This is a genomic window from Bacillus sp. 11B20 (assembly GCF_056098985.1).
In genome coordinates this window covers 274,583-294,225 of the sequence record NZ_JBLZWZ010000008.1, presented here as the reverse complement: position 1 = coordinate 294,225, position 19,643 = coordinate 274,583, and the positions used below count along the sequence as shown (strand labels likewise).

General features: G+C 41.7%; 17 protein-coding genes and 1 other annotated feature. Of the genes, 12 read left to right on the top strand and 5 right to left on the bottom strand.

Annotated elements, in window-relative coordinates; translation table 11 throughout:
* The first annotated feature begins 14 nt into the window (after window positions 1–14).
* The 3 genes from celB to ACN6NB_RS10745 all read left to right on the top strand — a co-directional run bounded on the left by celB (window position 15) and on the right by ACN6NB_RS10745 (window position 3,664).
* Window positions 15–1,361 (top strand): PTS cellobiose transporter subunit IIC, encoded by a 1,347-nt coding sequence (gene celB, locus ACN6NB_RS10755; RefSeq protein WP_039179764.1) that lies wholly within the window; start codon window positions 15–17, stop codon window positions 1,359–1,361.
* Window positions 1,345–2,751, top strand: a complete 1,407-nt coding sequence (locus ACN6NB_RS10750; RefSeq protein WP_039179761.1) for a glycoside hydrolase family 1 protein — start codon at window positions 1,345–1,347, stop codon at window positions 2,749–2,751. The genes celB and ACN6NB_RS10750 overlap by 17 nt, the downstream gene beginning before the upstream one ends.
* A 190-nt stretch (window positions 2,752–2,941) precedes the next feature.
* Window positions 2,942–3,664 (top strand): GntR family transcriptional regulator, encoded by a 723-nt coding sequence (locus ACN6NB_RS10745; protein ID WP_024428032.1) that lies wholly within the window; start codon window positions 2,942–2,944, stop codon window positions 3,662–3,664.
* Window positions 3,665–3,711: 47 nt separating this feature from the next.
* Here ACN6NB_RS10745 and zwf read toward each other — a convergent pair whose 3' ends face one another.
* On the bottom strand, window positions 3,712–5,187 hold the full coding sequence (zwf, locus tag ACN6NB_RS10740; protein ID WP_144516057.1) for a glucose-6-phosphate dehydrogenase: 1,476 nt from the start codon (window positions 5,185–5,187) through the stop codon (window positions 3,712–3,714).
* A 221-nt stretch (window positions 5,188–5,408) separates the two neighbouring features.
* Between zwf and rnz the strand changes: the two genes are divergently transcribed.
* Complete coding sequence (rnz, locus tag ACN6NB_RS10735) at window positions 5,409–6,338, top strand: ribonuclease Z (RefSeq protein WP_144516055.1); 930 nt, start codon at window positions 5,409–5,411, stop codon at window positions 6,336–6,338.
* A 139-nt stretch (window positions 6,339–6,477) separates the two neighbouring features.
* Window positions 6,478–7,785 (top strand): aspartate aminotransferase type Ic, encoded by a 1,308-nt coding sequence (locus tag ACN6NB_RS10730; protein WP_039179751.1) that lies wholly within the window; start codon window positions 6,478–6,480, stop codon window positions 7,783–7,785.
* Between the two features lie 46 nt (window positions 7,786–7,831).
* Here ACN6NB_RS10730 and ACN6NB_RS10725 read toward each other — a convergent pair whose 3' ends face one another.
* Together ACN6NB_RS10725 and namA are read right to left on the bottom strand one after the other, a co-directional pair.
* The gene (locus tag ACN6NB_RS10725; protein WP_024422899.1) at window positions 7,832–8,596 is read right to left on the bottom strand and encodes an alpha/beta fold hydrolase; all 765 of its coding nucleotides are present in this window, start codon (window positions 8,594–8,596) and stop codon (window positions 7,832–7,834) included.
* A 120-nt stretch (window positions 8,597–8,716) separates the two neighbouring features.
* The gene (namA, locus tag ACN6NB_RS10720) at window positions 8,717–9,733 is read right to left on the bottom strand and encodes an NADPH dehydrogenase NamA (RefSeq protein WP_144491432.1); all 1,017 of its coding nucleotides are present in this window, start codon (window positions 9,731–9,733) and stop codon (window positions 8,717–8,719) included.
* A 140-nt stretch (window positions 9,734–9,873) separates the two neighbouring features.
* On the opposite strand from namA, the gene ACN6NB_RS10715 reads away from it, so the two are divergent.
* The 5 genes from ACN6NB_RS10715 (at window position 9,874) to ACN6NB_RS10695 (ending at window position 15,125) form a co-directional block, all read left to right on the top strand.
* Window positions 9,874–11,487 (top strand): M20/M25/M40 family metallo-hydrolase, encoded by a 1,614-nt coding sequence (locus ACN6NB_RS10715; RefSeq protein ID WP_144491433.1) that lies wholly within the window; start codon window positions 9,874–9,876, stop codon window positions 11,485–11,487.
* A gap of 457 nt (window positions 11,488–11,944) precedes the next feature.
* Entirely contained in the window at window positions 11,945–13,204 is a 1,260-nt protein-coding gene (locus ACN6NB_RS10710) for a coproporphyrinogen-III oxidase family protein (RefSeq protein ID WP_247544534.1), read from the top strand.
* Window positions 13,204–14,460 (top strand): MFS transporter, encoded by a 1,257-nt coding sequence (locus tag ACN6NB_RS10705; protein ID WP_126681623.1) that lies wholly within the window; start codon window positions 13,204–13,206, stop codon window positions 14,458–14,460. The genes ACN6NB_RS10710 and ACN6NB_RS10705 overlap by 1 nt, the downstream gene beginning before the upstream one ends.
* A gap of 19 nt (window positions 14,461–14,479) precedes the next feature.
* On the top strand, window positions 14,480–14,968 hold the full coding sequence (locus ACN6NB_RS10700; RefSeq protein WP_126681624.1) for a DinB family protein: 489 nt from the start codon (window positions 14,480–14,482) through the stop codon (window positions 14,966–14,968).
* Window positions 14,969–14,981: 13 nt separating this feature from the next.
* Window positions 14,982–15,125, top strand: a complete 144-nt coding sequence (locus ACN6NB_RS10695; RefSeq protein ID WP_185847114.1) for a hypothetical protein — start codon at window positions 14,982–14,984, stop codon at window positions 15,123–15,125.
* A 49-nt stretch (window positions 15,126–15,174) separates the two neighbouring features.
* Here the strand turns inward: ACN6NB_RS10695 and proC are convergent, their stop codons facing one another.
* The gene (gene proC / locus ACN6NB_RS10690; RefSeq protein ID WP_039179742.1) at window positions 15,175–16,002 is read right to left on the bottom strand and encodes a pyrroline-5-carboxylate reductase; all 828 of its coding nucleotides are present in this window, start codon (window positions 16,000–16,002) and stop codon (window positions 15,175–15,177) included.
* 41 nt (window positions 16,003–16,043) lie between these two features.
* Window positions 16,044–16,255, bottom strand: a binding site (T-box leader).
* Window positions 16,256–16,422: 167 nt separating this feature from the next.
* Here proC and ACN6NB_RS10685 point away from each other — a divergent pair.
* The gene (locus ACN6NB_RS10685; RefSeq protein WP_126681625.1) at window positions 16,423–17,373 is read left to right on the top strand and encodes an MBL fold metallo-hydrolase; all 951 of its coding nucleotides are present in this window, start codon (window positions 16,423–16,425) and stop codon (window positions 17,371–17,373) included.
* A gap of 12 nt (window positions 17,374–17,385) precedes the next feature.
* A complete protein-coding gene (locus ACN6NB_RS10680; protein ID WP_144491434.1) occupies window positions 17,386–18,162 on the top strand; it encodes an SDR family NAD(P)-dependent oxidoreductase in 777 nt (258 codons plus the stop codon).
* Window positions 18,163–18,223: 61 nt separating this feature from the next.
* Here ACN6NB_RS10680 and ACN6NB_RS10675 read toward each other — a convergent pair whose 3' ends face one another.
* Window positions 18,224–19,552, bottom strand: a complete 1,329-nt coding sequence (locus ACN6NB_RS10675; RefSeq protein ID WP_144490295.1) for a CoA-disulfide reductase — start codon at window positions 19,550–19,552, stop codon at window positions 18,224–18,226.
* Window positions 19,553–19,643 lie beyond the last annotated feature (91 nt).

The following is a 19,643-nucleotide window of genomic DNA, read 5'->3' as shown; positions in this document are numbered from 1 at the left end:
AAGGGGGGAAACCAATGTTTGATAAAATAAGTGCCATTTTGGTTCCGATTGCTGGGAGATTGAACAACAACCGCTATTTAGGCGTATTAAGGGATGCCTTTATGCTTGCGTTCCCGCTCACCATCTTTGGTTCCATTATGGTTGTCCTGATGAATTTGCCATTTTTAGATAAAATCATGAGTAAAACCGTACTGGAAGGCGTCCAGTCTGCACTGAATATCGCACCGAGTGCGACCATCAGCATTATGAGTGTGTTTGTTGTATTTGGGATCGGCTACTATTTATCAAAAAGCTATGATGTAGAAGCTGTCTTTGGCGGCGTGATTGCTTTAGCCTCTTTCTTGCTTCTAACTCCGTTTTTACTAGAACAAGAAGGCGGTGCAACGATTGCAGGCGTCATCCCAGTCGATCGTTTAGGTGCTAAGGGGATGTTCCTAGGAATGATCACAGGCTTTTTATCTGCTGAAATTTATCGTTATTTTGTCCAGAAGAAATTTGTGATCAATATGCCGCAAGGGGTTCCGCCAGCTGTTTCCAAGTCTTTTGCTGCACTGATCCCTGCTACTTTGACACTTACAACCTTTTTATTAATTAATATCATCATTACACAAGGCTTCAAAACAAATATGCATGATCTGATTTATCATGCAATTCAGGCGCCGCTTGTCGGTCTTGGAAGCGGTATCATTCCGACGTTGATCGCTGTTTTCTTTATACAAATTCTTTGGTTCTTTGGGCTTCACGGTCAAATTATTATCAACTCTGTCATGGATCCGATTTGGAATACATTATCCATTCAAAACCTAGAGAGCTATACAAAAACAGGCGAGGTTCCTAATATCATCAGCAAGCAGTTTATTGAAATCTATACGGTTGGAATGGGTGGAACCGGTATGACGCTTGCTGTTGTGTTTACCATATTAATTTTCCTGAAAAGTAAGCAATTAAAACAAGTAGCCAAGCTCGGCTTAGGACCAGGATTATTTAACGTCAATGAACCGATTATCTTCGGTTTACCAATTGTCATGAATCCGCTTATTCTGATTCCGTGGATTTTGGCGCCAATGGTCATTACATGTATTACTTATTTTGCGATGGCATCAGGCATTGTACCGCCGCCTACAGGCGTGAATATCCCGTGGACAGTACCGATCTTTATTAGCGGAATGATGGCGACTAATTCACTAGCTGGCGGTCTGCTTCAGTTGTTTAACCTGATGATTGTGTTTGTCATTTGGTTCCCGTTCCTGAAATTTATTGACCGAATGAATGTGAAAAATGAAAAAATAACGACAACAGAAAATACGAAGGCAGCAAACATCAAAGGTGAAGGAGACTCAATACATGTCGATGGAAACTAACAAGCAATCATATACATTTCCAGAAGGTTTCTGGTGGGGATCTTCTGCTTCTGCGACGCAAACGGAAGGGAGCGTCCCTGGTGATGGAAAGGGACCGAACATTTGGGATCATTGGTTTGAACAAGAGCCGACTCGTTTTTTTGATGGCGTAGGGCCGAACGTGACATCTCAATTTTATCGAAAATATAAAGAAGATATCCGTCTAATGAAAGAAATTGGCCACAATTCATTTCGGCTGTCGATTTCATGGTCACGCCTTTTACCTGAAGGAACAGGTGCCGTCAATGAAGAAGCGGTGTCCTTTTATAATGATGTAATCAATGAACTGATTGCACATGATATCGAGCCATTTGTGAACCTATACCATTTCGATATGCCAATGGCGCTGCAGGAGAAAGGCGGCTGGGTGAACAGACAGGTGGTCGACGATTATGTCAGCTATGCGACATTATGCTTCCAATTATTTGGTGACCGGGTGAAAAAATGGTTTACCCATAACGAACCGATTGTTCCTGTAGAGGGCGGATATATGTATAGCTTTCATTATCCAAACGAAGTCGATTTCCAAAAGGCTGTGCAGGTCGGTTTTCATGAACTTTTATCAAATGCGAAGGCGATTGCGGCTTATAAAGAGATGCAGCAAGGGGGTAAGATTGGCATCATCTTAAACCTGACCCCTTCGTATCCGCGAAGCCAGAATCCGCGCGATGTAGAAGCAGCTGAGATGGCCGATGCTTTCTTTAACCGCTCCTTCTTAGATCCTGCGGTGAAAGGACACTTCCCGGAAAAACTAGTAGAAGTCTTAAAGAAAGAAGGCTTTATGCCAAGTATGGAAGAAGGGGACCTTGAGCTGATTCAAGAGAATACGATTGATCTTCTTGGCATCAATTATTATCAGCCAAGAAGAGTGAAAGCGAAAGAGCATATGCCGCATCCTCAAGCGCCCTTTATGCCGAACCATTACTTTGATTCTTTTGAAATGCCGGGAAGAAAAATGAATGTGTATCGAGGCTGGGAAATCTATGAAAAGGGTATTTACGATATATTGAAAAAAGTCCAGACAGACTATGATAATATCGAATGCTTTATTTCTGAAAATGGTATGGGTGTCGAAGGAGAAGAGCGATTTAAGGATGAAGAAGGAATGATTCATGACGATTACCGTATTGATTTTATATCTGAGCATCTCAAATGGGTGCATCAAGCGATTCAAGAAGGAAGCAATGTGAAAGGTTATCATCTGTGGACATTTATGGACAACTGGTCCTGGTCGAATGCATATAAAAATCGTTATGGATTTGTCTCAGTTGATCTTCAAAAAGACGGGAAACGAACGATTAAGAAGAGTGGATACTGGTTTCAATCAGTTTCAAAGAATAACGGTTTTTAATCAAAATACTTGCTCTTTCCTTGAAAAGGGCAAGTATTTTTCTTATGTGACGGTAAGTGGATGAAACAAAAATGGCTGGCATCTTTTAAGCTCACATCCCTTAGTGTAGAATGAGAAGAAGGCTAAAAAAACGCCATATTCCTTCTTGAAATAAGGTGCTATGAAAAAACAAGTCAGTTGGTGGTGTGAGATGAAGAAGTACGAACTCATTTCAGAAGAAATCAGAAAACGAATAGGAACAGCATATTATCCAGAAGATCAACCCATTCCAGATGAAAACTCGCTTGCCGCTGAATTTCAATGCAGCAGAATGACGATGAAGCGTGCGCTTGATCTTCTCGTTGCAGAAGGTCTGCTCTTTAGAAAAAGAGGCCACGGTACATTTATTGTGAAGGCAGCGCTCAATCAAGGGGCCATCAATGTATCAGGCCATGAAAATAAAGGGTTCACAAAAGTCATGGCGGATAAAAACGTCACGACTCAAATCATTCACTTTGATGTCCATTTTCCAAGCGAAGAGGTGGCAGCCCATCTATCTATTGACTCAACCACACCTGTTTATGATATCATCCGGCTCCGTCTTGTGGATGAAGAGCCTTATGTATTAGAAAAAACGTTTATGCCTGTCAATCTCATTAAGGGCATAGATGAAGAAGTTCTACTGGGTTCTATCTATGGCTATATTTCAAATGAGCTTCATTTAAAAATAGCAGGAGCGCACAAGAAAATTAGAGCGGCTAAATCAGATCAGCTGGATCAGCAGTATTTAGGGTGTGACCCAACAGATCCTGTGCTTGAAGTCGAGCAGGTTGCTTATTTAAACGCAGGGCAGCCATTTGAATATTCATTTAGCCATCATCGCTATGATAAATTTGACTTTTCAACGGTTGAAATCACGAAAACAGGACGTTAAAAAAAGAGCAGAACCCCCAAGGGAGACTGCTCTTTTTTCATTTGATTTTATATGTTCCACCAATGATATCCATCTTTTTCTAGAAGCTCATCCGCTTCTTTTGGTCCCATAGAACCAGCAGGGTAGTTTGGTTTTAATGTTTTGTTTTCTGCCCATTTCTCAGAAATCGGATCAACGAAGTTCCAAGAAAGTGCTACTTCATCCCAGTGAGCAAAGTTTGTTGCATCGCCTAGTAAACAGTCATGAATCAGTTTTTCATATGCTTCTGGTGTATTCATGATGTCGTTATAGTTTGTTTGGTAGTCGAGTTTAATCGGTTTCGCATACGTGCCGCCATCCAGCTTGCGAGCATTCAGGTGAAGGGTGATGCCTTCATCTGGCTGAATATGAATGACAAGTAGGTTTGGATGCATGGCATTTCCGTTACCATAGTACAGGTTCATTGGAATGTCTTTAAATTGAACCACGATTTGAGTAGATTTCTTTTCTAACCGTTTTCCTGTCCGAATGTAAAATGGCACCCCGGCCCATCTAAAGTTATCAATCAGCAGTTTCCCTGCCACAAATGTTTCTGTGTTTGAGTTCGGGTCAACATTTTGTTCTTCCAAATAAGAAGGAACCTCGCTGCCATCAATCGTACCCGTATCATACTGTCCGCGGACAAAGAATTGATCGACCTCATCTTTAGAGAAAGGACGAAGAGCGCGCAATACTTTCCGTTTTTCGCTGCGGATTTCCTCTGTATTCAGTTTAATTGGCGGCTCCATTGCTAAAAGGGCAACCATTTGAAGCATATGGTTTTGGACCATATCTCTTAGTGCACCAGAATTTTCGTAATATCGAGCCCGGTCTTCAACCCCCAATGATTCACTGGATGTTATTTGAATGTTTGAAATATAGCGGTTTGTCCAAAGCGGTTCAAAGATGGCATTCGCAAAACGGATAACCTCAATGTTTTGAACCATTTGTTTACCAAGATAGTGGTCAATACGATAAATTTGATCTTCTGTGAATGCATCACGAATTTCTTCATTTAATGTTTTCGCACTTGGCAGATCATGCCCAAATGGCTTTTCAATGACAAGACGTGACCAGCCGGTTGTTTCTGATACGCCCTCACTCTTTAGGAACTTCGCGATCGTTCCGAAGAATTCCGGTGCCATAGCTAAATAGAACATGCGGTTATTTGGAATACTGTACGTATCTTCAAGACCTGTTAGAAGCGTGTTAAGTGATTGATAGGAAGCAGGGCTCGATACGTCAAAATCGTGATAATAGAAATGTGAAATGAACTCTTCTGTTCTCGCTTCTGCATCATCAGAAGAAACAGATTCCTTTACCACAGATCTGAGGTCCTCATGAGACCACGGACGGCGTCCAACTCCAACAACAGCGAATTGATCACCGAGCTTTCCGCTATGATAAAGTCTATGTATAGAAGGGTAGAGCTTGCGTTTGGCAAGGTCTCCTGTTGCGCCAAAAATGACAATGACTGCTTTAGGGTTGTTAGTTTCTGTATTCACGAGAAGTACCTCACTTTATTCGTAGCATTGTTGTAAAAACCGAGAATGTATGTACATTTTCTTTATTTTAAAGGTTCATTGTTCGTAAAGCAAACATTTGATTCGACTTTTTCTGCTCTCGTTTCACTTTTTTCAAAAATTCCGCTGAATTCACATTTACCTTGTCTTCATGTATTCTATATGAATGAAGATATTGTATACCGGCTTTAGGAGGAAAAGTAATGGAACTGCTCTTTTTAGGAACAGGTGCAGGCATACCTGCAAAAACAAGAAATGTCACTTGCACAGCGCTAAAGCTTTTAGAAGAACGAAATGCAGTGTGGCTTTTTGATTGCGGAGAAGCAACGCAGCACCAAATTTTACATACAACGATTAAACCGAGAAAGATCGAGAAAATATTTATCACACATATGCACGGAGATCATGTATATGGCCTTCCGGGGCTTCTTGGCAGCAGATCCTTTCAAGGCGGGGAGGATGAATTGACGATCTATGGACCAAAGGGCATCAAGGCCTTTGTAAACGCAGCACTTTCAGCCTCGCAAACGCATTTGACATATCCGCTGCATATCATAGAAATAGAAGAAGGGATCGTATTTGAAGATGATACCTTTCGAGTAGAAGCAAGAAGAGTCTCTCACGGAATTCCAGCTTTCGGCTACCGGGTTGTGGAAAAAGATCTGCCTGGTTCATTAAAAGCCGAAGACCTAAAAGAAATCGGTGTAAAACCTGGACCTTTGTATCAGAAGTTGAAAAATGGGGAAACCGTGACACTCGAAGATGGAAGAACCATCGATGGAACCGATTATTTGGAACCCCCTAAAAAAGGGAGAATCGTTGCATTTTCAGGAGATACCCGTTTGTGCGAGAATATAACAAGGCTTGCCAAAAATGCGGATGTGTTAGTCCATGAAGCAACATTCGGTAAAGAAGATGCAGATTTAGCCTACAATTATTATCACAGCACAACAGAACAAGCAGCGAAAACAGCAGAGGAAGCAGGCGCAAAAAGGCTCATTTTGACCCATATAAGTGCACGTTACCAAGGAGAAGAGGCACTGAAACAACTGTTGAAAGAAGCCCGCGATATATTCCCGCTGACAGAAGCTGCACATGATTTCTCTTCTTTCCCCATTGAACGCACCCTGTAAAAATTGGATGAATCGTCAAAAAAAGTTGTGTGATTTTTTTGATATTTATGATGACGCTCTTTTTCAGGTAGTGGTAAAATGGTGAAGAAAAAACAAATGACGAATCAAACTATGAAGAATACGGGAGGCACAATCAAAGATGAGCGGTTTTACAGCATTAAGTGAAGCAGAATTGAATGACCTATATGTGGCACTACAAAATGAGTATGAAACTTACAAAAGTAAAAACTTGCACTTAGACATGTCTAGAGGGAAGCCTTCACCAAAACAGCTCGATTTGTCTATGGGCATGCTCGATGTTGTGACATCAAAGGATGCAATGACAGCTGAAGATGGCACAGATGTGCGAAACTATGGCGGCTTGACAGGCCTTCCTGAAACGAAGAAATTTTTTGCAGATGTACTTAATTTAAAGCCTGAACAAATCATCATCGGCGGTAACTCAAGCCTGAATATGATGCATGATACCATTGCACGTGCGATGACTCACGGCGTATGTGACAGCAAAACACCTTGGGGAGAGCTGCCAAAGGTAAAATTCCTTGCACCAAGCCCAGGGTATGACCGTCATTTTGCCATTTGTGAGCTATTTAACATAGAGATGATCACGGTCGATATGAAGGCTGATGGACCTGATATGGATCAGGTAGAAAAATTGGTCGCAGAAGATGAAGCAATTAAAGGCATTTGGTGTGTACCGAAATATAGCAATCCAGACGGCATTACGTATTCAGATGAAGTCGTTGACCGCTTAGCCTCAATGAAAACAAAAGCAGACGACTTCCGCATTTTTTGGGATGATGCATATGCAGTCCACCATCTAACGGATACACCTGATACGTTAAAAGATATTTTTCAAGCAGTTGAAGAGGCAGGATACCCGAACCGTGTGTTTATGTTTGCGTCTACGTCTAAAATTACATTCCCAGGCTCAGGTGTTGCACTGATGGCATCTAGCCCGGACAATGTGAGCTTTACTCAAAAGCAATTATCGATTCAAACGATCGGACCGGACAAAATCAATCAACTAAGACATCTTCGTTTCTTCCAGAATCCAGAAGGTTTGAAGGAACATATGAAAAAGCATGCAGCGATCATTAAGCCAAAATTTGACCTCGTTCTTTCCATTCTTGACGAAAAACTTGGCGGAAAAGATATCGCTGAATGGCACAAGCCAAATGGCGGATATTTCATTAGTTTAAATACACTTGATCATTGTGCAAAAGCGGTTGTGCAAAAAGCTAAAGAAGCAGGTGTCACAATGACAGGTGCAGGTGCAACATATCCATATGGAAAAGATCCGCTTGATCGTAACATTCGCATTGCACCAACATTCCCGGCTCTTGAAGAACTAGAGCAAGCAATTGACATCTTTACATTATGTGTTCAGCTTGTCAGCATTGAAAAGCTGCTTTCTGAAAAAAGCCAATCTGCTCCAACGGCATAAATAAAAGAAACTCCTTGACTCATAACGGGTCAAGGAGTTTTTCGTTTTAATTAGCAGTTTGATAATAGGAGACAGGTTGTTTGGCTGCGCACCATACATCATAGATGGCAAGCTGTACAATATGCGGTTCATCATGATGAATATAGTGCGAGCTGTTCTGCGCTTGAATCCATCCGCTTTGGGATGACAAAGACAGCATGCGTTTATGAAGTCTGAGCCAAGCTTCATGCGCTGGATGAAACAATCGGCTCTTACCTGATGAAATGACAAGAAGCGGCATCATCCCATAATGGGTTTGCTCCTCTTTGATTGTGCTTAACATTTGCTGAAAGTCCTCATGCGTACATTCTGCTGTAAATTGCGCCATATATGAAGTGCGTTCTTCCTTTGATAAAAGCGGCAGGATCACCTGCTCTTGTTCCTCACTTGCTGGGTCTAGCAGCACCATGCCGATGACATCATCTCCTCTTCGGCTTGCCCATAGCCGGCTGACAAGAGAGCCGAATGAGTGAGCGACGATGAGAAATGGCGGCTGAATATTGGCTTCTTTCAGCAGCGCATCTAAATCATCAGCGAGGTCATGCAAGGTTCTTCCTTCACCGCTCTCACTGCTCTTTCCATTTCCTAAACGGTCGTATAAGAAAACCCCAAGCTCTGGGTCAATATCACGGGCCATATTCGACCACGTATCACTAGAAATGCCGTAGCCAGCTTCAAAGATAATCGTGGCTTGCCTTTTGCCTTGACGATGTTTTGTATAAAAATGGTGTCCATCTATATGATACATTTTTTCAATCATTGCCGAATTCATTCTTCCATCTCCTCTAAGTGGTTCTTTAGCTAAAAGACGGCACAAAAGGCAGATATGTTTCTCTTAAAAACAAAAAAGATGCCTATTTCGAAAAATAGACACCTTTTTTCCTAAGAGCTTTTACCAAGCGCGATCATATTGACGCGGGCTTTCAATGGATGTACGGAGCTCTTGAGCAGCTGTTTTCGGGAAGTATGGATCCCGTAAAAATTCTCTGCCAATAAAGATCAAATCCGCACGCTGATTTTGTAAAATCTCCTCTGCCTGTACACCAGATGTGATCAGACCGACAGCAGCTGTTTGAATGCCGGCCCCTTCTTTTATTTTCTCTGCGAATGTTACTTGGTAGCCGGGGAATGTGTTGATTTTCGCCTGTACGACAGCACCTGAGCTGACATCAATTAAGTCGACACCTTGCTCTTTGAGCCAAGTGGCAATCCCAATATAATCTGCAATATCAAGTCCTTTTGTTGTGTAATCAGAAGCCGACACACGGACAAATAAAGGTCCGTCCCATACGGCGTTGACTGCGTCTACGACTTCTCTTAAGAAACGATAGCGGTTTTCTGGTGAACCGCCATAGTCGTCTGATCGGTGGTTCGCAAGCGGTGAAAGAAATTCATTGATTAAATAGCCATGTGCACCATGAATTTCAATGATGTCAAAGCCCGCTTTTTTTGCCCGTACAGCTGCATCCTGAAACGCCTGAACGGTATCTTTGATTTGATCAACAGACATCTCGACAGGGGTTTTAGATGTTTCATCAAATGGAATGCTTGATGGTGCAAGGATGTCCCCATCAAGTTCCGCTTTACGGCCTGCATGGGCTAGCTGGATGGCTGTCTTCGTTCCGTATGCTTTGATTTGTTCGTTTAATGAAGCAAATCCTTCAATGTGCTCATCGCTCCAAATACCGAGGTCTTGATCACTAATTCTTCCCTCAGGAGATACAGCACTTGCTTCCACCATAATGAGGCCAGCCTGACCTTGTGCACGGGAAATATAATGTGTGAAGTGGAAAGGCTGTAATTTCCCATCACGGTCATAAGATGAATACATACACATCGGGGACATCACGATGCGGTTTTTCAGTGTAACACCTTTTAATGTCCAAGGTGAAAAGAGTTTTGTTTCCAAATACCTTCGCCTCCTCATGGAATTGTATAGCCGATTATAACAGCCATTCAAACTTTCGTCATAAAAGGTGCTCAAAGAATATAGCTTTTATACACGTTTTTGTATAATGGAGAGATAGAGACATCAAAGGGGGAGAACGGATGAAATGGCAAACAGAGAGTGAACTAAAGGAGCTCCTGACAGCTCTTATGCAATATGAAAGCATATCAGGTACAACAGGAGAAGTCGCGTTAGCGGAATACTTATATTATTTGCTAAGGGAACGGCCTTATTTTGAGCAGAACCCTGATCATTTGGCTTTGCATCCGATGAAAGATGGCCGGTATTATTTAACGGCACTTGTGAAGCGCAGTACGCTGCGGCGTACCGTGCTGCTTCTTAGTCACTTTGATGTAGTTGATACAGAAGATTACGGCGAATTTCAAAACATGGCATGCAAGCCTGAAGAGTTAATGGCATCCTTTTCGCAAAAAATTGCGCTTCTTCCAAAGAGGGCAAGAGAGGACCTTGCTTCAGGCGACTGGCTGTTTGGGAGAGGGGCCATGGATATGAAAGCAGGGCTCACCGTGCAGCTTTCTATGCTGGAAAGAGCGATGACAGAAACATTTGATGGAAATGTCCTGCTTGTCACAGTTCCTGATGAAGAAGTGAATTCACAAGGAATGCTTGAGGCTGTCCCGAAACTAAAGGAGCTTAAAGAAAAGCATGACCTTGACTATACCGCGTGTTTAAACAGTGAGCCCATGTTTGAAAAGTATCCAGGGGATGAACATCATTATATGTATACAGGCAGTATAGGAAAGGTATTAGCCGGATTTTTCTGTAAAGGGATTGAAACGCATGTAGGAGAGCCATTCTCAGGTTTAAATGCGAATTTTATGGTATCTGAACTAAACCGGCTGTTAGAGCTCAATAGTGATTATTGTGAGGAAGTAGATGGTGAAGTAACTCCGCCCCCAACGAACTTAATGCAAAAGGACTTGAAAGAAGCCTATTCCGTTCAAACACCTCACACAGCCGTATCTTTATTTAATGTGCTCATGATGAAACGTTCAAGTGAAGAACTGCACGGCCTTCTCTATGATACTGCGAAGCAAGCAGCAGACCAAATCGAGGCCAATCTTCAGCAAAAAACAGCTGACTTTCAGCGATTCAAACACTTTACACCAATTGACACCCGGGTTACGGTACTCACGTATCACGAGCTGTATCAAAAGGCCGCAGAACGCTCTGGTGAACAGGAGGTTGAGCGCATTGTCAACTATGCCTTTGCCAACCGGGGTGAGCTTGGAGATCGTGATTTTTCAACGAAAATTGTCTCGGAGCTGACGACGCTTTGTAAGGAAGAAGGACCGCTGATTGTTCTATTTTATAGTCCGCCATTTTACCCTTCTGTGTCCTCAACAGAAGATCCGCATATTCAGAAGACATTCAAGAAGATTCAAGAAGAGGCAAAAGAGGTGTACGGACTTGAAGTAGAGGAAGTGAAATATTTCCCGGGATTGTCTGATTTAAGTTACTTACAGCTCGAAAAGCAGGAGGTAGGTCATTACACGACCAATATGCCGCTTTACCAAAAGGGCTATTCTTTACCGCAAGGAGAAAAGGAAGCCCTTTACGTTCCAGTCATCAACGTGGGTCCATTAGGAAAGGACCCGCACAAATGGACAGAACGGCTGCACGTCCCGTTCTCTTTTGGCATTTTGCCAGAATTACTAGAATCAACGATTCATGCTTTATTAGAGAAAAAGTAAGTAGATGTGTGAAGAGCTCTATCTTGATGATAGGGCTTTTGGTTGTGAATGTTCAGTCTATATTTTCATGGTTATACCAAAAGTTTCATACGTAAATTGTATATAAAACAATAGTCCTTACAAAAAGTAGTGAAAATGATTGAAATATTCAGAAAAGTCTATTATAATCAATTATGTAATTAAGTTACATTTATTCTAATTAAAAGGAGGTGATAAAAATGAAGCGTAACGAGTGGATTGCAATCTAATGAATAGAATCAATACTTACTGAAAAGAGTTTTTCGCAGAGAAGTGCTTTATTTAGCTTCTCTGTGAATTTGTATGTAGGATAAAAATAGACGAGAGTTGGGTGAGATAATTGTCAAATATGAAAAGTTATTATGATGAGCATCCGTCTTTGTGGAATTTTCTTTATCCGTTTTTTGGCCAAGCGAGCCAAGAAGGAGCACAATCTCGTGTGACAGAATTCATTCAGAAAGAGCGAACATTTCAAAAAGGGAAAAACGCTTTATATTTACATATCCCTTTCTGCGATACGATTTGTTCGTTTTGTCCTTTTATTAAATCTACGAAATATGAGCCCATTATCGGAAAATATATAGATGCTTTAATCAATGAGATGCGTATCTTATCCCAATCCCCTAATATCCAAAAAATGACGTTTGATGTGGTGTTCGTTGGTGGAGGGACTCCTTCCATAATGCCCCCAGAGCTAATCTATCGACTTTCGACCGCTATAAAAGAAAATTTCTCATTATCTGCTGATTATGAATGGACATTTGAATGTGAAGCAAAAACAGCTACGCCAGAAAGAGTGGCTGCTATGGCTGAAGGTGGAGCCAACAGAGGGAGCTTTGGTGTCCAAACATTAAATGAACACTATCGGAAAATGTTCAACTTAACGGCTAGTTTTGATCAAATCTCTCAGACTGTGGACTTAATGAAACGTCATTTCCAATCTTATAATATTGATTTGCTTTATCAGCTGCCTGGACAAACGAAAGAAGAGATGATTGAGGACATAAATGGAGTGATGGCATTAGGAAGCACAAGTATTGATACGTATCCACTAGAATATATTGCTTGTTCAAAGGGATGGTTATCAAAAATTAACAAAGGCAAGGTGCCAATGCCGCCAAATCCTAAAGAAAAATTTGAGTTTAGTGATACATTATATCTTCATTTAAAAACGAATGGCTGGCATCAAAATTATGTGTATACGTTTATGGCTCCAGAGCATCAGAATAAACGTTTTCAATATGGCGAAGTGATTTACGGAGGATATGAAGATCAATATATTGGTTTGGGAACAGGAGCGATCTCCTATATGCAAGGCATGATATGGTCAAATGAAGGAAATACGCAAAAGTATATCGAAAGCCTAACGAATCAAGAATTACCTATTGTTAAATCTAGAGAATATCATGCTTTTGATAGAAGACTCGTCTTCTTCCCTAAAACAATGAAAATAGAAAAAACGCATCTGAATCGAATGCCAAAACGTGAAGAAATCTATCGTAAACTACACCTGCTCATAATGAAAGGAGTAGTTGAAGAAGCGGAGCAATATTTTTTAATCAAAGAAGAAGCGAAGCCATGGTATCCGGCGATCTTAGTTGATCTTATACCAGAAAAAGAGAGAGAAAATTATGATCAAGCCGTGGAGTTTATGCAAAAAGAGTTAGGTTGGTACGAGTCGACTGAGGTGCTCCTCTAATGGTTTCAAAGAAAGAAACGACATCGCTATTCAAAGATCAAAATTTTGTCTGTTTCTTTATTGGGCAAAACTTATCAGCTTTTGGAGATTGGTTTAGAACGATAGCGACAATTGGTTTAATTTATGAACTTACTGGGAAAGCGACTCATCTAAGCATTCTATTTATTTGTTCCATGCTCCCTCTTATTTTAACATCTATGCTTTTGAGCCCAATTATAGATAAGTTTTCTTACAAAAAAGTTGTGATATTCGCAGATGTGGCACGTTTTATCATTGGACTGGGGTTTGTTTTAGTTGTCACAATGAATGTTACACCGTTTATCCTTTATTTATTATTGGCGTTAAATGGTGCTTTCTCTGGTATATATCTGCCAGCTCGTTCATCTATGATACCTGAAATCATTGATAAGGAGCAGCTTTCTAAGGGGAATAGTATACTGGCCACATCTTTTAGCGCATCGATGCTCATCGCGACAGGATTAGGCGGGTTGGTGACAGAAATTTGGTCAATTTCTACAATTTATTTAGTAGATGCGCTGACATTTTTATTATCAGCTATGCTGTTAATCCCTATTAAAGCGAAAGAAGCATCTGAAAAAAAAGAGTATGTGTCATATGTTCAAAGTTTTAAAGAAGGGATTAAAGAAATCAAAGGATCACCCAAAATTCAAAGCGCCATATGGATATTGATGTCAAGAGAGTTTGCTTTAAGCATCGTTTATGTTTTATTTAGTCTGTATATTTTAGAAGTGGCCAGAGAAGGGAATTTTGGCTTGGGCCTTGGTCATACAATTAGTGGACTAGGGCAAATTATCGGTGGACTTACACTTGCAGCGTACTTCAAAAAAGCGAAATTCTCCTTTCAATTTTATAAAAGGTGGTCCACGTTAGCGGTTATATTGCTTGCGATATTACATGCATTGTCGTATCAACAAACGACTTTTATTGGATTTTTGATTGTTGTTTTATTAGCCAATCTATTATATAGTCCAGTCGAAGTTTTGTATTCTACTAATATTATGACCTATGCAAGCAGTCATTTAAGAGCCCGTGTTTTTTCAGTAGGTCTTGCATTATCACGCATATTTTATATTAGTGGGTTTATCCTCATGGCATTTATCGGAGATTTGATTCCTATACATATCATAGCTATAGGGATGGCCGGGCTTGTGATAGTAGCAGGTTTAATGAACAGCTTCCTGCTACTAAAAGGAAAGCATCAAGATAAATCAAAAGTAGAAATGCATTCACTGTAAAGGGGACGTTGATTGCGTAATGGAAACTGGGAAATTAACAAAAACAGACATCATCACATCGCTTCAGGAAAGTATGAGTGAACTAGAGAAGCTAGTGAAGGCTTGTGATGATTACACACTGGATCAATCTTTGGTGGAGGGGAAGTGGTCAATCAAGCAGCTCGCCGGGCATTTGTATGACACAGAAGAAGTCTGGTCAGAGCGGATAGAGCAGGCGATATCAGATGATCAAACGCCCTTTCAATCGTATGATCCTGAAATGTATGTGAAAGATAGAGCGTATGAATGGTATAACGCAGAGGAGATCAAAGCATTGATCAAACGGATGAAAGAGAGAAGATACAACACGCTTCGGCTATTAGAAAAAGATATATGGGAACAATCAGGCCTGCATCCGGAAGAAGGACTGATGACCGTTCAAATATTAGCTGAAACCATCGCTTTACATGAACAACATCATCTGGATCAAATCAAAGCCATCATGTCAATGAGTGAATCATCTACATGAGGAGGTGCTAATAGTGAAGCATCAAGAATTGTTAGTTGATGTGAATTTTTATCAGGCACGTGATTCTTTATTAGAACAAGCCATTTCTAGTAAAGAACAGAAAGAACCGAAGTGTGAATCACGAAATTCACACCCAGTAGCCAACGAAAAAAAATAGAGGGGTATATGTGAAAAAGCACCTGCATCAAAACAGGTGCTTTTCAAATTCATTTATACGTGCTTGCTGAAAACATTTCGTTTAATTCTGCTGCGCGTTTAGTGGCTGTTTTGACACAATCGACAACAGCTTCTTCAAATTGATAGGCAGCCAGTGTGTTCAGGCCGGCTTCTGTTGTTCCGCCTTCACTTGTGATTTCTTTGCGCAGTTCGGCAGGTTCTTTTCCGCTGTCTTGAAGCATATTGGCGGCGCCTGCAATCATTTGGCAAATGAGTAATTTCGCAGTTGCTTGGTCCATTCCAAGTTCCGAAGCACCTCGCTCCATTCCTTCTATCAAATGATAAATGAAGGCAGGGCCGCTGCCTGCGATGGCTGTCACCGCATTTAACTGTGATTCATCTAATACGGTGACGTGCCCGATTGTTTCAAACAGTTCGACGGCCTTTTTCTTTTGCTTTTCAGTAACTTCACGACTTACGGCAATACCTGTTGCTGACTGCTGAATTGCCGCTGATGTATTTGGCATCGCACGAACGACTGCACTCTTGCCGCCAGCGTAGTGTTGAATCGTTTCAATGGAAATACCCGCTAAAATCGAAATGATCAGCTGTCCATGTAAATGAGGCTGGACTTCAGAAATTCCGCTTTCTGCATCCTTCGGTTTTAAGGCAAATACGAGAATATCTGCTTCTTTATAAATAAAGGACCGAGCGAAATCCGTTTTGACCCCATATCGGGCCTGTAATTCCTCTAATCGTTTTTCATTCGTTTTGTTTGTGACAATGATATCTTCATTCGACATCATGCCGCTTTTTAATAAACCTTTGATCATAGACTCTGCCATCGAGCCTGCACCGATAAATCCAATTTTACTCATAAGCTGCTCCTCCTTGTAGAAAATAAAAAAACCTCTCGCCTGAAAAGGACGAAAGGTTTTTCGCGGTACCACCCTCAATTAGCATGCAAACATGCATACTCAGCTCTAGTCCCTTAACGCGGGAAACGTTTAGGTTTGCCTAACAGCTCAAAGGGCAGGTTCAGCAAATAAGAGGATGGTGAAGTCTTACAGCCGGCGGACCTCACTCTCTTGCATCATTATTTTGCTTACTAATCCTTGTCATCGCGCATCATATATTTGTTGTTCATTATGCAACGATGGACAAGTTTATGTCAATAGGGGCAGTTAAAAAAATTGCCCATCTAAACCGCATGACAGTCTGCCTTTTGCAAGATACAATGAAGTAAGAAGACTGAGTCCCACAATCATGAGTCAAAAAGCAGGAGATGACATATAAAAGTGAAAGAAGACATCATTCAATTATCCATCCCGACGCCGTTTGCCGTTGGGGATGTGCATGCATATGTATTAAAAGGAGAGGCCGTAACCTTAGTAGATTGCGGGCCGATGACAGAAGAGGCAGAGCATGCCTTTGTCACCCAACTAAAGGAACATCGTTTATCGATAGACGATATTGATCAAGTGGTGCTGACCCATCATCATGCAGATCATGTCGGTCTATTGAATTTGATGAAACCTCATGTCCGTGTGATCGGGCACCAGCTAAATGAGCCGTATATTAGTCAGGATCCAGTGTTTAAGCAGCGCCAAGTGGACTTTATGGTTCCTTTTTTTCAGCAGTTAGGTGTGCCGCTTCGACAAAATGAGTGTGAAAAAATGGTGAAGCAATCTTATACATATTCTTGTACTTCACATGTGGATGAGGTCATAAAAGAAGGTGATCGTTTAAGCGGGCATGAACACTTCTTTGTAATGGAAACACCCGGACACGCACAGTCTCACCTTTCCTTTCTAGACGAAAGAACGGGGAATTTTATTGGCGGCGACCTGCTTTTGACGACCATTTCCTCAAATCCGTTAATGGAAGCACCGGATGAAGGTGAGGAACGTCAAAAATCACTGCTTCAATATAAAACATCACTCAATCGGTTATTGCGTCTGCCAATCAAGACGATTTATCCAGGACACGGTCAGCTCATCACGGCTCACCATGAATTGATCGAAGAAAGATTTAAGAAACAAGAAAAACGGGCAAACACAATGTATCAGCTGCTCAAACAAAAAGAAATGACGGCCTTTCATCTTTGCCGTAAGCTATTTCCAGTGCTATATGAAGAGGCCTTATTTTTAACGATGTCAGAGACAGTCGGTCAGCTTGATGTGCTCTTAGCGGCTGGGCAAATTGAAGAAGTAGAAAAAGACGGAATCGTCTATTACAGGGCAAACTAAGGAGTGAAACGTATGGGGCTATTGACAGGAAAAAGAATTTGGATTACAGGCGCATCTGGGGGCATTGGTGAAAAAATGGCGTACTTGGCAGCAGAAGAAGGCGCAGAAATCATTATTTCAGCAAGACGAACAGAAAAGCTTACAGATGTGAAAGAAAAAATTATGAGCGCTGGCGGGGTGTGTCACATCGCCCAGCTTGATGTCAGCCAGCTCGATGACATTGATCGCGCGTATGAAGAAGTGGGGCCGGTCGATATTTTGGTCAACAATGCCGGCTTTGGTGTATTCGATCTCGTCGAAGACGCGTCCATCGAAGAAATGGTGTCGATGTTTGAGGTCAATGTGTTTGGCTTAATCGCTTGCACGAAAAAGGTCATCCCTGAGATGAAGCAAAGAGGGCAGGGACATATTATCAATATCGCATCCCAGGCAGGAAAGGTTGCGACGCCCAAATCAGCCATTTATTCCGCATCAAAGCATGCCGTTCTTGGATTTTCAAACAGCCTTAGAATGGAGCTGGCAGACTCAGGCATTCACGTAACAACAGTCAATCCAGGACCGATTGCAACAGATTTCTTTACCATCGCTGACCGCAGCGGTGAATATGTGAAGAACGTTGACTTTATGATGCTGAGTGCGGACAAGGTGGCAGGCAAAGTCGTATCTGCCATGATGACGAAAAAGAGAGAGATTAATCTGCCCGGGTGGATGAACGCTGGCAGCAAATTGTATCAGTTATTCCCATTTTTATTTGAAAAAGCAGCACGCAAAGCGTTGATGAAAAAGTAACAAAAAAGAAACCGGTTTTGAACTGGTTTCTTTTTTTGATCAGGCTTCATTGCGCCACTTTCTATATCCGTCTTGCCGCTTGCTGAAGCGGGTCCCATACACTGTTAAAGGGCGGTGCATAGCTAATATCTAAATCTTCAAGATCTGTTATGGTCAGCTCTTGGTAAAGGGCAGCCGCCACGATATCGATCCGTTTATCTACACCGTTTCTGCCGATGATTTGGGCACCAAGCAAGGTATGGTCATCGCTTCTGTAGATTAGTTTCACTTTCATTTTCTGCGCTTCTGGGTAATACTTCGCGTGATCTGTACTATCAATGGTGATCACGGAGAAAGGAATGTCCGCTTCTTTTGCTTCTTTTTCTGATAAGCCTGTTCTTCCCGCTGTCACGTCCATAAATTTCATGATGGCTGTTCCAGTCACGCCTTGAAACGCCCGGTTTGTTCCTGTCATATGAAAGCCTGCGATTCTCCCTTGTTTATTCGCAGTTGTGCCAAGCGGAATATAATCCAGTGATTTTTTGATGCGGTGATAGGTCGCCGCGCAATCACCAGCAGCATAAATGTCTTTTATATTGGTTTGCATGTATTGATTTACTGCAATAGCGCCATTTTGAAGACGCTTGATACCGGTATGATGTAAAAAGGAGGTTTGCGGAGTGACACCGATGGCCATGATGACCATATCTGTTTGAATGGTTTGTTTGTCTGTGATAACAGCTGTGACATGTGACTTGCCTTCTAATTGCTGCACTGTTTCTCCAAGCGATACGTGAATGCCCTTGGCGTCAGCCTCTTCTTTAAGGTATTTTGCCATATCGGAGTCAAAGCCTGGGCCGAGTGCTGCTCCCCGCTGAATGATATGTACGTTTTTTCCGAGCGCTTTTAAATTTTCAGCCATTTCAAGGCCGATATATCCACCGCCAATGATCGTGATATGTGTGATGTCCTTTTCTAAATGTTCTAAAATGGACAGCGCATGCGGGATGGTTTTTAATACGTGTACGCCTTCTAATGGCTGAGTGTCTAAATCCAGTGTGACAGGGCTTGCTCCTGTCGCAATTAAGAGGCGGTCGTAGCTTTCTGTAAAGGGTTCTTTTGTTTTCGTATGATGACCCGACACTGTTTTTTGCTCTGGGTCAATGGAGGTCACTTCGTGTAAGCATCTGGCGTCAATTCCATATTTCTCACGAAAGGTTTCAGCACTGCGTGCGATCAGCTTTCTGTGATCATCAATGAGACCGCCGATCAAGTAGGGGAGTCCGCACTGTCCATATGAGAAAATCTCTCCTTTTTCAAAAGCGACAATGTGCGCATCTGGATCCTCTCTATATATTTGCATAGCGCAGCTCATTCCAGCTGCATCTCCGCCAATCATCACATATTTCATTTGGTGTGCTCCCTTCTATCTATCGTACTGAATACTCTTATTTACCCTCATATTCCTTTTTTTAATGCTTTTTTTTGCAAAACAAGCAAAC

Excerpts from the sequence above, each read along its gene's own strand:
- ACN6NB_RS10725 (WP_024422899.1), bottom strand. The coding sequence starts at position 8,596 with ATGAATTCGGCAATGATTGAAAAAATGTATCATATAGATGGACACCAT.
- ACN6NB_RS10715 (WP_144491433.1), top strand. The coding sequence starts at position 9,874 with ATGAAATGGCAAACAGAGAGTGAACTAAAGGAGCTCCTGACAGCTCTT.
- rnz (WP_144516055.1), top strand. The coding sequence starts at position 5,409 with ATGGAACTGCTCTTTTTAGGAACAGGTGCAGGCATACCTGCAAAAACA.
- celB (WP_039179764.1), top strand. The coding sequence starts at position 15 with ATGTTTGATAAAATAAGTGCCATTTTGGTTCCGATTGCTGGGAGATTG.
- ACN6NB_RS10730 (WP_039179751.1), top strand. The coding sequence starts at position 6,478 with ATGAGCGGTTTTACAGCATTAAGTGAAGCAGAATTGAATGACCTATAT.
- proC (WP_039179742.1), bottom strand. The coding sequence starts at position 16,002 with ATGAGTAAAATTGGATTTATCGGTGCAGGCTCGATGGCAGAGTCTATG.
- ACN6NB_RS10750 (WP_039179761.1), top strand. The coding sequence starts at position 1,345 with ATGTCGATGGAAACTAACAAGCAATCATATACATTTCCAGAAGGTTTC.
- ACN6NB_RS10705 (WP_126681623.1), top strand. The coding sequence starts at position 13,204 with ATGGTTTCAAAGAAAGAAACGACATCGCTATTCAAAGATCAAAATTTT.
- ACN6NB_RS10745 (WP_024428032.1), top strand. The coding sequence starts at position 2,942 with ATGAAGAAGTACGAACTCATTTCAGAAGAAATCAGAAAACGAATAGGA.
- ACN6NB_RS10700 (WP_126681624.1), top strand. The coding sequence starts at position 14,480 with ATGGAAACTGGGAAATTAACAAAAACAGACATCATCACATCGCTTCAG.
- ACN6NB_RS10680 (WP_144491434.1), top strand. The coding sequence starts at position 17,386 with ATGGGGCTATTGACAGGAAAAAGAATTTGGATTACAGGCGCATCTGGG.
- ACN6NB_RS10675 (WP_144490295.1), bottom strand. The coding sequence starts at position 19,552 with ATGAAATATGTGATGATTGGCGGAGATGCAGCTGGAATGAGCTGCGCT.